The organism is Photobacterium swingsii, assembly GCF_024346715.1.
GTDB lineage: Bacteria > Pseudomonadota > Gammaproteobacteria > Enterobacterales > Vibrionaceae > Photobacterium > Photobacterium swingsii.
Genome location: NZ_AP024852.1, coordinates 17,595 through 32,672, shown reverse-complemented (window position 1 = coordinate 32,672; position 15,078 = coordinate 17,595). Strand labels below are relative to the sequence as shown.

The window sequence follows — 15,078 nt, the reverse complement described above, 5'->3', positions numbered from 1 at the left end:
GTAAAACGTTAGACCCAGTAATTTAGCCACCAACCGCGATACGCTTCATATCCGTCATATAGCCACGTAGCTCTTGACCAATCCACTCTACCGGATGAGTGCGCAGCGCTTCATTCACATCAATCAGAATCTGATTATCAACGTAATTACTTGTTTCGCCTAAGCCTTTACCGATCACATCGGTATCTACATTTGGCATAAACTTCTCGCGCAGTAGCGGGGTGGCTACGTTAGCAAACAGATAATTACCGTACTCTGCAGTATCGGAGATCACCACGTTCATCTCGTACAGGCGTTTACGTGCAATGGTATTGGCAATCAAAGGTAGCTCGTGCAGTGATTCGTAGTAAGCCGACTCTTCAATGATGCCAGATGCTGTCATGGCCTCAAACGCCAGTTCAACACCTGCGCGTACCATAGCCACCATTACGATACCGTTATCAAAGTATTCTTGTTCTGAAATTTCAATATCAGACTCAGGGTAGTTTTCAAACGCGGTTTCAGCCGTTTCCCCACGCCAGCCTAATAGCTCAGCATCATCATTGGCCCAGTCAGCCATCATAGTTGACGAGAAATGACCCGTAATAATATCGTCCATGTGCTTGTTGTACAGTGGGCGCATTAGCTCTTTCAGCTCTTCTGATAGCTCAAAGGCTTTTACTTTCGCTGGATTTGATAGGCGATCCATCATGTGGGTAATGCCACCAAACTTCAGCGCTTCTGTGATCGTTTCCCAGCCGTACTGCAGCAGCTTACCTGCGTATTCAGGTGCAATGCCGTCAGCAATCATCTTCTCGTAGCACACGATAGAACCAGCTTGTAGCATGCCACAAAGAATGGTTTGCTCACCCATTAGATCAGACTTCACTTCAGCTACAAATGATGATTCTAGGCACCCCGCACGGTGACCGCCTGTTGCGGCTGCCCATGCTTTAGCGATATCAAGGCCATCACCTTGTGGATCATTTTCTGGGTGAACCGCAATCAGGGTTGGTACACCAAAACCACGCTTATATTCTTCGCGCACTTCAGTACCTGGGCACTTAGGTGCCACCATAACAACCGTCAAGTCAGAACGAATTTGCATGCCCTCTTCAACGATATTAAACCCGTGTGAATAACCCAGTGCTGCGCCTTCTTTCATTAGCGGCATCACGGTTTCAACAACGTTCGTGTGTTGCTTATCTGGCGTTAGGTTTACCACTAAATCCGCTTGTGGGATCAAGGTTTCATAGCTACCGACTGTAAAGCCATTCTCTTTGGCATTTTTGTACGACTGACGCTGCTCATCAATCGCCGCTTGACGCAGTGCGTATGACACATCCAAACCAGAATCACGCATATTTAAACCTTGGTTTAAGCCTTGCGCACCACAACCGACAATCACCACTTTTTTACCTTTCAGGTAATCAGCTTCAGTTGCAAACTCAGCACGATCCATAAAGCGGCAGCGACCTAGTTGGTCTAGCTGTTGGCGTAGATTTAAGGTATTGAAATAATTAGCCATAACACAAACTCCGTGAGTACTTATCCTTGGGTCGACATCGTTGTCGAATACTTCGATAGTAGATCAGGTGTTTTGTTGCTTAAAGTGATATATTCACAACAACTTATTGCAAAAAATGCAACATGGATGATGAATATAAAAAATTTGCAGTTTTTTCTGCACCTGTGCGATTCAAAAAGTTTTAGTCAAACGGCACAAGCGATGCACATTAGTCCGTCAGCGTTAAGCCGAATTATCCAACGCTTAGAAGAAGACATTGGTCAGCCGCTATTTCTGAGGGATAACCGAAGCGTTGAGCTCACCTCAAGTGGCAAGAAGTTTGTCCCTGTCGCTGCTGGCATTATCGGCAGTTGGCAAGAGTTCAAATTACAGCTCACGCAAGATCAGCAGCAGCTAAAAGGAAAACTAAAGCTATTTTGTTCAGTCACCGCCAGCTATAGCCACCTCCCCCAGATATTGCATGACTTTCGCCAACAGCATCCTCAGGTTGAAATCCAGCTCACAACAGGTGATCCCGCCCAAGCAATAGAGAAGGTTATTGCAGGAGACGTTGATATCGCGATTGCCGCCCAGCCGCTCCAACTGCCAAAAAAGTTGACCTTTATCGAATTAGACAAAGTCCCCCTATCGGTCATATTACCGCTTATCCCACCTCCGACCTTACAAAAAGCCCTTAGTAATGAGCCAGATTGGCAAGCACTTCCCTTTATTTTGCCAGAATCAGGGCCTGCACGAGAACGGGCTGATAAGTGGTTAAAACAAAAGAAAATAAAACCAAACATATATGCACAAATTGCTGGGCACGAAGCGATCGTTAGCATGGTAGCATTAGGGTGCGGTATCGGGATTGCCCCCGATGTTGTAATTGACAACAGTCCTATGGGTGACAAGGTTCAGCGGCGCCATAACGAAAACATAGAGCCACTGAATCTTGGGCTTTGTTGCAAACAGAGTCGTCAACAAGAACCCTTACTTCACGCTTTATTACAGTTGTTTTGAGTGGCAATACTCAGTAGGCAACAAGGAACCCAGTAATGCCAAGCCCAATACTAACTCACAGCTATTACTCCGACTTTTTCGCCCACAAGGGTTATGCCTTTCTCAAAAAAATAGCGGCAGATTACACCCCGCCTTCCAATCTGGTTATTTTTTCCGTCATGCATTGTTATGAAGGTTCACTGCCTTATATCAATGTACTGGCCGAACTCGCAGATAGCCTTGTGTTCATCCCCAAGAGCGCGACCGCCGAACAAAACCAAGCATTAAAAGGAACAATCCAAACCATTCCACACTGCAATATCGTGGATGATCATTTTAATAAGCAGAGCTTAAGAGATCCTTTGGTTGCTGAAGCATTGATCCGCCAATCGATCAGTGCTGATAGCCAGTTTTTGATCCTCGATCATGGTGGCTACTTCTCCCATGCCATCGAGTACCTGAGCCAAGTATTTGCAGAGCAATGTGTTGGTATAACCGAGCTCACCGCTAACGGACTTTATAAGTACCTCAATAAGTCATTCGATAAACCACTTGTTACCGTCTCTCACCTTAGTATTAAAGCACCAGCCGACTACGAAGCATCAGAATGTATCGTTCATTATTCAGATCAAATACTGCGCGAAGAGTTTGGCCTTAAGATCAACAACGATGAGTTTCTAAAAGTTGGGGTCATTGGTGCTGGTAATCTGGGACGTGGGGTTATCCAATACCTGAAAGGTAAAGAGATCAGCTGCATTCAGGTTGCCGATATCGACTCGCGCAAACTCACCCAATTCCCGCGTAATGGGGTACAAGTTAGCTCCATCGAAAGATTAGTGAGTCAATGTAATATGCTGTTCTGCTGTACTGGTAACGGGGCTTTATCTGAAGCGTTACTGGATAGCCTAGATAAAAGCGTCTTTATCGCCACTGTTACCTCAGCGGACGATGAATTACGATTACCAGAGCTTATCGCAAGTGGGGCTTTGATTGAGGTGGGTGGCAATAACTTAGTACGTGAATACCACACCCGTAATAAACAGAGTCTCTATTTATTAGCAGGTGGTGAATCGGCTAACACCCCATTTAAAACTGGGATGGGAGACCCAACCCTCTACTTATTTGAAGCAGCACATATGCTGGCAGGGTTACAGCTACTTGAAGATAGTCATGGCTTTAAAGCCGGTATTCAAGCACTCAGTGAAACCGATGAAATCATGATTGCCGAACGCTGGCTCCATCACTTTTACAATTACGGCTAAATCAAGACTACCGTACTATTGTTATTTAAGCCCGCACCGCGGGCTTTTTCATAAATTTCAGACGTAAAAAAGCCCAAGTCGTACTTTCTTATTTGCGAACAAAAGGGGGCTTAGTATAAGTGGCGGAGCGGACAAGACTTTATATAGATAAACTGCCACACCAAAAATCAGCACATCCCCGGCGTGATAGGCCGCCGCCTTCAAGGTAAAGAGGCTAACCAACTGAACGACCGCTTCCGCGCCATGATTCGCCAAAGTACAGATGTAAAAAAGCCCGAGTCGTAAGACTCGGGCTTAGTATAAGTGGCGGAGCGGACGGGACTCGAACCCGCGACCCCCGGCGTGACAGGCCGGTATTCTAACCAACTGAACTACCGCTCCACACGGTGATAAACAGTAATCTGTCTATCCGATACACGTCGTTCAATACGTATATCTAAATTTGAAGCCTGGCGATGACCTACTCTCACATGGGGAGACCCCACACTACCATCGGCGCTATTACGTTTCACTACTGAGTTCGGCATGGGATCAGGTGGGTCCATAATGCTATGGTCGCCAAGCAAATTCGGGTTATTTACCGCCGTCAGGCGATAAATACAATCTGGGAAAATCTAACTAGTGTTTACAATATCGTTCAAACACGTCATTCAAGTGCTCATGGAGTCCGTAAAACCCCTTGGGTGTTGTATGGTTAAGCCTCACGGGCAATTAGTACAGGTTAGCTCAATGCCTCGCAGCACTTACACACCCTGCCTATCAACGTCGTAGTCTTCGACAACCCTTTAGAGACCTTAAAGGTCTAGAGATGACTCATCTTGAGGCTCGCTTCGCGCTTAGATGCTTTCAGCGCTTATCGATTCCGAACGTAGCTACCGGGCAATGCGATTGGCATCACAACCCGAACACCAGCGGTTCGTCCACTCCGGTCCTCTCGTACTAGGAGCAGCCCCTCTCAATCATCTAACGCCCACGGCAGATAGGGACCGAACTGTCTCACGACGTTCTAAACCCAGCTCGCGTACCACTTTAAATGGCGAACAGCCATACCCTTGGGACCGACTTCAGCCCCAGGATGTGATGAGCCGACATCGAGGTGCCAAACACCGCCGTCGATATGAACTCTTGGGCGGTATCAGCCTGTTATCCCCGGAGTACCTTTTATCCGTTGAGCGATGGCCCTTCCATTCAGAACCACCGGATCACTATGACCTGCTTTCGCACCTGCTCGAATTGTCATTCTCGCAGTCAAGCGGGCTTATGCCATTGCACTAACCTCACGATGTCCGACCGTGATTAGCCCACCTTCGTGCTCCTCCGTTACTCTTTGGGAGGAGACCGCCCCAGTCAAACTACCCACCAGGCACTGTCCGCACCCCCGATAAGGGGGCGACGTTAGAACATCAAGCATACAAGGGTGGTATTTCAAGATTGCCTCCACCCCATCTAGCGACGAGGTTTCAAAGGCTCCCACCTATCCTACACATGTAGGGTCAATGTTCAGTGCCAAGCTGTAGTAAAGGTTCACGGGGTCTTTCCGTCTAGCCGCGGGTACACAGCATCTTCACTGCGATTTCAATTTCACTGAGTCTCGGGTGGAGACAGCGTGGCCATCATTACGCCATTCGTGCAGGTCGGAACTTACCCGACAAGGAATTTCGCTACCTTAGGACCGTTATAGTTACGGCCGCCGTTTACCGGGGCTTCGATCAAGAGCTTCGACCGAAGTCTAACCCCATCAATTAACCTTCCGGCACCGGGCAGGCGTCACACCGTATACGTCATCTTTCGATTTTGCACAGTGCTGTGTTTTTAATAAACAGTTGCAGCCACCTGGTATCTGCGACTCCCTACAGCTTAGAGAGCAAGTCTCATCACCGTGAGGAGCGTACCTTCTCCCGAAGTTACGGTACCATTTTGCCTAGTTCCTTCACCCGAGTTCTCTCAAGCGCCTTGGTATTCTCTACCTGATCACCTGTGTCGGTTTGGAGTACGATTACGTATAACCTATCGCTTAGAGGCTTTTCCCGGAAGCATGGCATCAATGACTTCATCACCGTAGTGACTCGACATCAGGTCTCAGCCTTAAGATAGTCCGGATTTGCCTAAACTATCAGCCTACACCCTTGAACTTGGACGACCGTCGCCAAGCCCACCTAGCCTTCTCCGTCCCCCCATCGCAGTTATAAGCAGTACAGGAATATTAACCTGTTTCCCATCGACTACGCCTTTCGGCCTCGCCTTAGGGGTCGACTTACCCTGCCCCGATTAACGTTGGACAGGAACCCTTGATCTTCCGGCGAGGGAGTTTTTCACTCCCTTTATCGTTACTCATGTCAGCATTCGCACTTCTGATACCTCCAGCAGCCCTTACAGACCACCTTCAACGGCTTACAGAACGCTCCCCTACCCAATATGACAAGTCATATTGCCGCAGCTTCGGTGTATAGCTTAGCCCCGTTAAATCTTCCGCGCAGGCCGACTCGACCAGTGAGCTATTACGCTTTCTTTAAATGATGGCTGCTTCTAAGCCAACATCCTGGCTGTCTGAGCCTTCCCACATCGTTTCCCACTTAGCTATAACTTTGGGACCTTAGCTGGCGGTCTGGGTTGTTTCCCTCTCCACGACGGACGTTAGCACCCGCCGTGTGTCTCCCGGATAGTACTTACTGGTATTCGGAGTTTGCAAAGGGTTGGTAAGTCGGGATGACCCCCTAGCCTTAACAGTGCTCTACCCCCAGTAGTATTCGTCCGAGGCGCTACCTAAATAGCTTTCGGGGAGAACCAGCTATCTCCAGGTTTGATTGGCCTTTCACCCCTAGCCACAAGTCATCCGCTAATTTTTCAACATTAGTCGGTTCGGTCCTCCAGTAAGTGTTACCTCACCTTCAACCTGCCCATGGCTAGATCACCTGGTTTCGGGTCTAATCCTAGCAACTATGACGCCCAGTTAAGACTCGGTTTCCCTACGGCTCCCCTAAACGGTTAACCTTGCTACTAAAATTAAGTCGCTGACCCATTATACAAAAGGTACGCAGTCACCCAACAAGTGGGCTCCTACTGCTTGTACGTACACGGTTTCAGGTTCTATTTCACTCCCCTCACAGGGGTTCTTTTCGCCTTTCCCTCACGGTACTGGTTCACTATCGGTCAGTCAGGAGTATTTAGCCTTGGAGGATGGTCCCCCCATGTTCAAACAGGATATCACGTGTCCCGTCCTACTCGTTTTCACTTGTAATGCGTTGTCGGTTACGGGGCTATCACCCTGTATCGCCAAGCTTTCCAGCTTGTTCACCTAACGCAAGACTAGCTTAAGGGCTAATCCGATTTCGCTCGCCGCTACTGTCGGAATCTCGGTTGATTTCTCTTCCTCGGGGTACTTAGATGTTTCAGTTCCCCCGGTTCGCCTCGTTACGCTATGTATTCACGTAACGATAACTGCTTATGCAGTTGGGTTTCCCCATTCGGAAATCCCAGTCTCAAGTGATTTTTACTATCTAAACTGGGCTTATCGCAAGTTAATACGTCCTTCATCGCCTCTGACTGCCAAGGCATCCACCGTGTACGCTTAGTCACTTAACCATACAACCCCAAGAGGTCTGTATGTTCAAACAACCAAGGTTGTGTGTCTGATAAGGACACAAATTGGTTTTTCGCCGGACTCGTTATTTTCATTTCCACTTTTTTAAAAGTGAAGACAAAAACCAAGACACTTGAATGTGTGTTGTTTTGAGAACTCGTATTTCTGATTCTAAATAAAGAAGCAAAAATACTATTGTAATTGAATCTAACGATTCAATTTACTAGTCAGCTTTCCAGATTGTTAAAGAACATGTGTTAGTCCGAAGACATCCACTTTCTAAACACACTCAAACGAATGTTTTTAGAAAGTGGTGGAGCTATGCGGGATCGAACCGCAGACCTCCTGCGTGCAAGGCAGGCGCTCTCCCAGCTGAGCTATAACCCCAACGGTATAAAAAGACTGTACCATCACTTTTTCTGGGAGAAAAAGTGGTGGGTCTGAGTGGACTTGAACCACCGACCTCACCCTTATCAGGGGTGCGCTCTAACCACCTGAGCTACAGACCCAAGTCTTTTTTGCGTTCTTTTACATTTTAACCAAGCAATCTGTGTGGACACTGCATCAAACAAACAGTCTATCGTTAAGGAGGTGATCCAGCCCCAGGTTCCCCTAGGGCTACCTTGTTACGACTTCACCCCAGTCATGAACCACACCGTGGTAAACGCCCTCCCGAAGGTTAAGCTATCTACTTCTGGTGCAGCCCACTCCCATGGTGTGACGGGCGGTGTGTACAAGGCCCGGGAACGTATTCACCGTGGCATTCTGATCCACGATTACTAGCGATTCCGACTTCATGGAGTCGAGTTGCAGACTCCAATCCGGACTACGACGTACTTTCTGGGATTCGCTCACCATCGCTGGTTGGCAGCCCTCTGTATACGCCATTGTAGCACGTGTGTAGCCCTACTCGTAAGGGCCATGATGACTTGACGTCGTCCCCACCTTCCTCCGGTTTATCACCGGCAGTCTCCCTGGAGTTCCCACCATTATGTGCTGGCAAACAAGGATAAGGGTTGCGCTCGTTGCGGGACTTAACCCAACATTTCACAACACGAGCTGACGACAGCCATGCAGCACCTGTCTCAGAGTTCCCGAAGGCACTAAGCTATCTCTAGCGAATTCTCTGGATGTCAAGAGTAGGTAAGGTTCTTCGCGTTGCATCGAATTAAACCACATGCTCCACCGCTTGTGCGGGCCCCCGTCAATTCATTTGAGTTTTAATCTTGCGACCGTACTCCCCAGGCGGTCTACTTAACGCGTTAGCTCCGAAAGCCAGTGTTCAAGACACCAACCTCCAAGTAGACATCGTTTACGGCGTGGACTACCAGGGTATCTAATCCTGTTTGCTCCCCACGCTTTCGCATCTGAGCGTCAGTCTTTGTCCAGGGGGCCGCCTTCGCCACCGGTATTCCTTCAGATCTCTACGCATTTCACCGCTACACCTGAAATTCTACCCCCCTCTACAAGACTCTAGTCTGCCAGTTCAAAATGCTGTTCCGAGGTTGAGCCCCGGGCTTTCACATCTTGCTTAACAGACCGCCTGCATGCGCTTTACGCCCAGTAATTCCGATTAACGCTCGCACCCTCCGTATTACCGCGGCTGCTGGCACGGAGTTAGCCGGTGCTTCTTCTGCAGCTAACGTCAAATGATAGCGCTATTAACACTACCACCTTCCTCACTGCTGAAAGTACTTTACAACCCGAAGGCCTTCTTCATACACGCGGCATGGCTGCATCAGGGTTTCCCCCATTGTGCAATATTCCCCACTGCTGCCTCCCGTAGGAGTCTGGACCGTGTCTCAGTTCCAGTGTGGCTGATCATCCTCTCAGACCAGCTAGGGATCGTCGCCTTGGTGAGCCTTTACCCCACCAACTAGCTAATCCCACCTGGGCTAATCTTGACGCGAGAGGTCCGAAGATCCCCCTCTTTGGCCCGTAGGCATTATGCGGTATTAGCTATCGTTTCCAATAGTTATCCCCCACATCAAGGCATATTCCCAGGCATTACTCACCCGTCCGCCGCTCGTCAGCGAAGTAGCAAGCTACTTCCTGTTACCGCTCGACTTGCATGTGTTAGGCCTGCCGCCAGCGTTCAATCTGAGCCATGATCAAACTCTTCAATTAAAGTTTTGTTGGTCTTGCGACCGGCTCAATGAATACTGATTGAACATCGATAACTAGAAGCTAGTCATGATATTCGAATTGACTGTGCCAAATAATAAGTAAACTTGTTATTTGTATTGGTCACTCAGTTCATTGATATAATCTTTTTTGACTATTCATTTCACGAGTGCCCACACAGATTGCATGGTCAAATTGTTAAAGAACAAACTGACTTATCGTTGCTGGCTAAGCGCCTTGCTCCGTGTCAGTGAGGACGCATTATAGAGAGTTCGATCGGTTTGGCAATACCCTTTTCTTAAAAAAATTCACTTTTCTTTTTAAGTGGTCAAATAAGGAACAAACCGATAAAAACCACAGCTAAAACTGCTTAAAAGCCACTGCAAACCGGGCAACAGCGTCCCAATCTGTGTATTCCACTTCTTTACTGGTATCCGTCTCACCACCCGTAATACGCATAATGAACTGAATCATGGTGCGATCAAACAAGTTATAGCGCGGATAACGTAGCGCCCCTGCAAATACAGCTTGTAAGCTTGGGCACCAAGGCGACTTCACTAAGAACTTCTTCATGTAAGCGCTCGTTTCAGGGGTATTCTTCCCTTCTTTACGTGCCGTCAGATTTACACAGAAGAAAGCGACCTTATGTTGTTCTAATGCCTGAAGGTTCTTTTCAATAAACTGATAAAGCTTCTTGCTTAAGTGACCATATCGAACAGCCGCACCGATTAAGACACGATCGTATTTTTGCCACTCAATGTCAGGCAAGCTATTGAGGTCTTGCAGCGTACATTCGCAATCTTGCCCCAATTCCCTCTTTATATAGTCAAGGATCTTAATCGTCTGACCATCCGTGCTCGAATGCAGTAATAAAACCTGTTCCACTTTGGCTCCTTAGTTTCGCCAGAATGTTGGAGTAAATAAGACTAATAACGTAAATACCTCAAGACGACCAAATAGCATCGCGATAATAAGTACCCACTTCGCGGCTGAGTTCACTTCACCAAAGTGCACCGCCACTTCGCCAAGGCCAGGACCGAGGTTATTTAATGTTGCTGCAACCGCAGAGAATGCGGTTAACTCATCAATGCCTGTCGCGATTAATGCCAGCATACACACCACAAACACCAGTGCGTATGCCGAGAAAAACCCCCACACAGCGTCAACCACACGTTGAGGCAAGGCTTTGCTACCCACTTTAATGGTATAGACCGCACGCGGGTGCACTAAACGTTTCAGTTCACGCACACCTTGTAAGAAGAGAAGTAGCATACGGATCACTTTCATGCCGCCACCCGTCGAACCAGCACAGCCCCCCACAAAAGAAGAGAACAACAATAATACAGGTAAGAAAAGCGGCCATTCGGAGAAGCTAGTGGTAGTAAACCCCGCCGTTGTCGAAATAGAGACGGTCTGAAACAGCGCCTGATCAAACGCATCGTAATAAGAGTCATACGAGTGATGCTTCAGTAACATGCCAAAGCAAATCGCCAGTAAGATAAATTGGGCACCAAAGAAAGCTCGAAATTCAGGATCGCGCCAATACGTCCGTAAATTCACTCCACCATTAGCAAAAGCAGCAAAATGGAGTGAGAAGTTACATGCCGATATCAGTAGGAAGACCACAGTGATCATATTAATGGTGGGGCTATTAAAATACCCCATGCTGGCATCGTGGGTAGAGAAACCACCAATCGCAATGGTCGAGAAGCTGTGTGAGACCGCATCAAAGGGCGTCATCCCTGCCATCCAAAAAGCGAACGCACAACTGACCGTTAAGGCTAAATAGATATACCACAGAGTTTTAGCCGTTTCGGCAATCCGTGGTGTCATCTTTGAATCTTTAACTGGGCCCGGAATTTCCGCACGGTAAAGCTGCATACCACCGATCCCGAGTACAGGTAAAATCGCGACGGCTAATACAATGATCCCCATCCCGCCGAACCACTGTAATAGCTGACGATAGAATAAAATCGCTTTCGGTAAATCGTCCAATCCAACGATCACCGTCGCTCCCGTAGTGGTTAAGGCCGAAAACGATTCAAAAAAGGCATCCGTTACAGAAAGATCGGGGGTTTTCGAGAGCAAGAAAGGCACGGCACCAGCACTACCGATTACCGTCCAGAATAGAACAACAATCAAAAAGCCATCGCGGGCTTTTAATTCATGTCGATGGCGACGGTTTGGCAACCATAATACAGCGCCCCCCATTAATAGAAGGAAAAAGGTCACCACAAAAGGGAAACCTGCACCATCGCGGTAAAATAATGCCACCATCGCAGGTACTAACATGGTGACACTGAATAAGGCGAGCAAAAGCCCGACGATTCTTATGATTGAACGAAACTGCATGAACTAGCTGGCTCTCATCCTAAACAATATGGTTATGCGTTTAACGCTCGACAGTTTTGGCTGTCAGGGTGCCGCCACTACGATTGACTAAAGCCAAACAAAAAGCATCGACACAGCGACAATCAATCTCGGCTATCACATGCACACTCTCGGTATAACTTGCTGTTAAGGTACTGCCTGAATGCTCAGCAAGCAGTGCTTCCACCAGCGTAACTTGATTATAAGCACAGCAAATTTCAACCTCAGACATGATGACTTTCTCTTGCGTTTGCAGCAGCGTTAATGCTTGCTGAACACCGCCACCATAGGCTTTTACTAAACCACCGGTACCTAATTTAATGCCCCCCGAATACCGTGTCACCACTGCGGTTATCTCACCCACGCCCGATCCCGTTAATTGAGCAAGAATGGGTTTCCCCGCCGTACCAGAAGGTTCGCCATCATCACTAAAACCCCATTTCATTGAATCTGACGGTCGACCAGCAACAAAAGCCCAACAATTATGACGGGCATCAGCATGCTGTGTTTTGATCTGCTGCACAAAGGCTTTGGCAGCTTCCACCGTAGGGGTGTGTGCAAGATAAGTAATAAAGCGGCTTTTCTTAATTTCTTCTTCACACGAGGCGCTGGCCGCGGGTATTAAATACGGTTCTGAAGCTGTCATTTAAAAACAATTTGGTCATGGTTTAGTAACCGAGCAGGATACCACAACCAATGCAATAACCCTTCCCCTTCTGCGTATAACCACAGGCAAATACCCGTTTTAGCGCTCATCGCTTAAATATGGCTTTTTAATGATAGATACGAAAAATCGACGGCCAGTGCTTCCTCCGCACTGAGAACGCAACAATTTAACAACATTTCACGTCCAATTCTTCTGCGTTAATCATGTAAAAACTCTTTCATATCAAGGTACAAGATTTGCCTACGCGATTTTGTATGTTTATTTCGCACCTAAAAGTTAAACAATTGTTTTAAATAAGTGTTGTAATTGCTAAATATCGGGTTCACACTAAATTCGTCTGGTACAGGTCAAACCACCAAATCAAGCCAGCTTAGACTGGAATTCACGGAGATAGAATATGATTTACCAAGGTGAAACCCTATCCGTTGACTATCTGGAAGATGGTATTGCGGAGCTCAACCTCAACGCCCCTAGTAGTGTTAATAAGTTTGATATCAAGACCCTAGAGTGTTTCAGCGAAGCACTTAACGCCCTTTACCAACAAAACGACCTTAAAGGCCTGATTGTGACATCAGCCAAAGGGGCCTTTGTCGTGGGCGCAGATATTACCGAATTCATGGGCTTATTCGCTAAGACAGAGCAAGAACTGTCACAGTGGCTAACGCGTGCCAATGATATCTTCAACAAATTAGAAGACCTGCCTGTACCCACACTCTCTGCCATTAATGGCCATGCGCTTGGTGGCGGCTGTGAGTGCGTACTTGCGACCGACTTCCGCTTAGCCGATAGCACGGCACGCATAGGGTTGCCTGAAACCAAGCTAGGGATCATGCCCGGCTTTGGTGGGACAGTACGCTTACCACGTTTGATCGGTGCCGATTCGGCAATGGAAATTATCACCGCAGGTAAAGATAAAAAAGCACCAGATGCGCTCAAACTGGGTCTTGTTGATGCCGTAGTTGCACCAGATGCCTTGCGCGACAATGCGATAGCGATGATCAAAGACGCCATTGCAGGTAAATTAAATTGGCAACAACGCCGAGAACAAAAGAAATCCCCTCTTTTATTAAATCGAACTGAAGCCATGATGAGCTTTACTATGGCCAAAGGCATGGTGGCTCAAGTTGCAGGAAAACATTACCCTGCCCCGATGGCAGCGGTAATGACGATTGAAGAAGCGGCAAGTATGTCACGCGATGATGCCTTAATTGTCGAGAACAAACACTTCGTCAAACTGGCAAAAACTGATGTTGCCCAAGCCCTAGTCGGATTATTTCTTAACGATCAGTTTATTAAAGGTAACGCCAAGCAAGCCGCCAAAGCGGGCAAGCCAACAGCTAAAGGTGCAGTGCTGGGCGCAGGTATCATGGGAGGCGGTATTGCTTATCAGTCTGCCCTCAAAGGCGTACCTGTATTAATGAAGGACATTGCCGAGCCATCCCTCGCGCTGGGGATGAACGAAGCAACCAAGCTACTCAATAAACAGCTAGAACGCGGCCGTATCGACGGCTTTAAAATGGCAGGTATTATCTCTTCAATCACCCCAAGCCTGAGTTATGCCGGTATCGAACATGCCGATGTGATCGTCGAAGCCGTGGTCGAAAATCCAAAAGTCAAAGCGGCAGTACTGGCCGAAGTTGAGCAACATGTCTCGGCAGATACTGTGGTGACCTCCAATACCTCAACCATCCCAATCAACTTATTGGCAGAATCACTACAGCGTCCAGAGAATTTCTGTGGCATGCACTTTTTTAATCCCGTGCACCGCATGCCTTTGGTGGAAATCATCCGTGGCGAAAAAACCTCAGACGACACTATCAATCGCGTCGTGGCTTACGCCGCCAAAATGGGCAAATCCCCTATCGTCGTTAACGACTGCCCAGGCTTCTTCGTCAACCGTGTACTCTTTCCTTACTTTGCAGGATTTAGCATGCTGTTACGTGACGGCGCCGACTTTGCACAAGTCGATAAGGTCATGGAGAAACAATTCGGTTGGCCTATGGGCCCTGCTTACTTGCTTGATGTTGTCGGTATCGATACCGCCCATCACGCCCAAGCGGTCATGGCAGAGGGCTTCCCAGAACGCATGAACAAAGATTACAAAGATGCGGTTGATGTAATGTTTGAAAGTGGCCGATTTGGCCAGAAAAACGGTAAAGGCTTCTTTAGCTATTCTATCGACCGTAAAGGTAAACCGAAAAAAGCACACGATCCCGACGTCGCGGAACTACTGTCACCGGTTCTGGGTACCGCGACCGAATACAGTAGTGAAGAAATTATTGCGCGTACTATGGTGCCAATGATCAACGAAGTCGTGCGTTGTTTAGAAGAAAACATTATTGCGACCCCAGCAGAAGCAGATATGGCACTGGTATATGGCTTAGGCTTCCCTCCTTTCCGTGGTGGCGTATTCCGTTACTTAGACACAATGGGATTAGCACAATATGTCGCAATGGCCGATAAATATGCTCACCTTGGTGCGGTTTACCAAGTGCCAGCAGGTTTGCGCGCAAAAGCGGAGAAAGGCGAAAATTACTACGCTATCGACACCGCATCAGCACCATTTAACGCTTAAGGACGAGGGATAAAC

Annotated in this window: 7 protein-coding genes, 3 tRNA genes and 3 rRNA genes; 3 read left to right on the top strand and 10 right to left on the bottom strand. The window is 47.8% G+C overall.

From position 1 onward, the window contains the following. Nucleotides 1-22 precede the first annotated feature (22 nt). Nucleotides 23-1,507: a ketol-acid reductoisomerase gene (gene ilvC / locus OCU77_RS00145; protein ID WP_048901058.1), complete on the bottom strand. Its 1,485-nt coding sequence runs from the start codon at nt 1,505-1,507 to the stop codon at nt 23-25. 129 nt (nt 1,508-1,636) lie between these two features. Here ilvC and ilvY point away from each other — a divergent pair, with 129 nt between their 5' ends. Both ilvY and OCU77_RS00135 read left to right on the top strand, forming a co-directional pair. After that, nucleotides 1,637-2,506, top strand: a complete 870-nt coding sequence (gene ilvY / locus OCU77_RS00140; protein ID WP_048901063.1) for an HTH-type transcriptional activator IlvY — start codon at nt 1,637-1,639, stop codon at nt 2,504-2,506. 35 nt (nt 2,507-2,541) lie between these two features. Beyond that, nucleotides 2,542-3,747 (top strand): Rossmann-fold NAD(P)-binding domain-containing protein, encoded by a 1,206-nt coding sequence (locus tag OCU77_RS00135; RefSeq protein WP_048901057.1) that lies wholly within the window; start codon nt 2,542-2,544, stop codon nt 3,745-3,747. 304 nt (nt 3,748-4,051) lie between these two features. Here OCU77_RS00135 and OCU77_RS00130 read toward each other — a convergent pair. From OCU77_RS00130 to OCU77_RS00090, 9 genes are all read right to left on the bottom strand, one after another. After that, a tRNA-Asp gene (locus tag OCU77_RS00130) sits at nt 4,052-4,128 on the bottom strand. A gap of 66 nt (nt 4,129-4,194) precedes the next feature. Further along, a 5S ribosomal RNA gene (rrf, locus tag OCU77_RS00125) occupies nt 4,195-4,310 on the bottom strand. A 127-nt stretch (nt 4,311-4,437) separates the two neighbouring features. Next, nucleotides 4,438-7,329 (bottom strand): 23S ribosomal RNA (locus OCU77_RS00120). Between the two features lie 309 nt (nt 7,330-7,638). Continuing rightward, nucleotides 7,639-7,714, bottom strand: a tRNA-Ala gene (locus OCU77_RS00115). A gap of 45 nt (nt 7,715-7,759) precedes the next feature. Then, nucleotides 7,760-7,836: transfer RNA gene (locus OCU77_RS00110), tRNA-Ile, on the bottom strand. Nucleotides 7,837-7,911: 75 nt separating this feature from the next. Further along, nucleotides 7,912-9,454, bottom strand: a 16S ribosomal RNA gene (locus OCU77_RS00105). Together the 16S, 23S and 5S rRNA genes with 3 tRNA genes alongside form the textbook arrangement of a ribosomal RNA operon. A 357-nt stretch (nt 9,455-9,811) precedes the next feature. Beyond that, on the bottom strand, nt 9,812-10,336 hold the full coding sequence (gene hemG, locus OCU77_RS00100) for a menaquinone-dependent protoporphyrinogen IX dehydrogenase (protein ID WP_048900053.1): 525 nt from the start codon (nt 10,334-10,336) through the stop codon (nt 9,812-9,814). 9 nt (nt 10,337-10,345) lie between these two features. Continuing rightward, nucleotides 10,346-11,803: a TrkH family potassium uptake protein gene (locus tag OCU77_RS00095; RefSeq protein WP_048900054.1), complete on the bottom strand. Its 1,458-nt coding sequence runs from the start codon at nt 11,801-11,803 to the stop codon at nt 10,346-10,348. Between the two features lie 40 nt (nt 11,804-11,843). After that, nucleotides 11,844-12,467: a YigZ family protein gene (locus OCU77_RS00090; protein ID WP_048900055.1), complete on the bottom strand. Its 624-nt coding sequence runs from the start codon at nt 12,465-12,467 to the stop codon at nt 11,844-11,846. 418 nt (nt 12,468-12,885) lie between these two features. Here OCU77_RS00090 and fadB point away from each other — a divergent pair, with 418 nt between their 5' ends. After that, nucleotides 12,886-15,063, top strand: a complete 2,178-nt coding sequence (gene fadB, locus OCU77_RS00085; RefSeq protein WP_048900056.1) for a fatty acid oxidation complex subunit alpha FadB — start codon at nt 12,886-12,888, stop codon at nt 15,061-15,063. Nucleotides 15,064-15,078 lie beyond the last annotated feature (15 nt).

Excerpts from the sequence above, each read along its gene's own strand:
- ilvC (WP_048901058.1), bottom strand. The coding sequence starts at position 1,507 with ATGGCTAATTATTTCAATACCTTAAATCTACGCCAACAGCTAGACCAA.
- ilvY (WP_048901063.1), top strand. The coding sequence starts at position 1,637 with ATGAATATAAAAAATTTGCAGTTTTTTCTGCACCTGTGCGATTCAAAA.
- OCU77_RS00135 (WP_048901057.1), top strand. The coding sequence starts at position 2,542 with ATGCCAAGCCCAATACTAACTCACAGCTATTACTCCGACTTTTTCGCC.
- OCU77_RS00095 (WP_048900054.1), bottom strand. The coding sequence starts at position 11,803 with ATGCAGTTTCGTTCAATCATAAGAATCGTCGGGCTTTTGCTCGCCTTA.
- OCU77_RS00090 (WP_048900055.1), bottom strand. The coding sequence starts at position 12,467 with ATGACAGCTTCAGAACCGTATTTAATACCCGCGGCCAGCGCCTCGTGT.
- fadB (WP_048900056.1), top strand. The coding sequence starts at position 12,886 with ATGATTTACCAAGGTGAAACCCTATCCGTTGACTATCTGGAAGATGGT.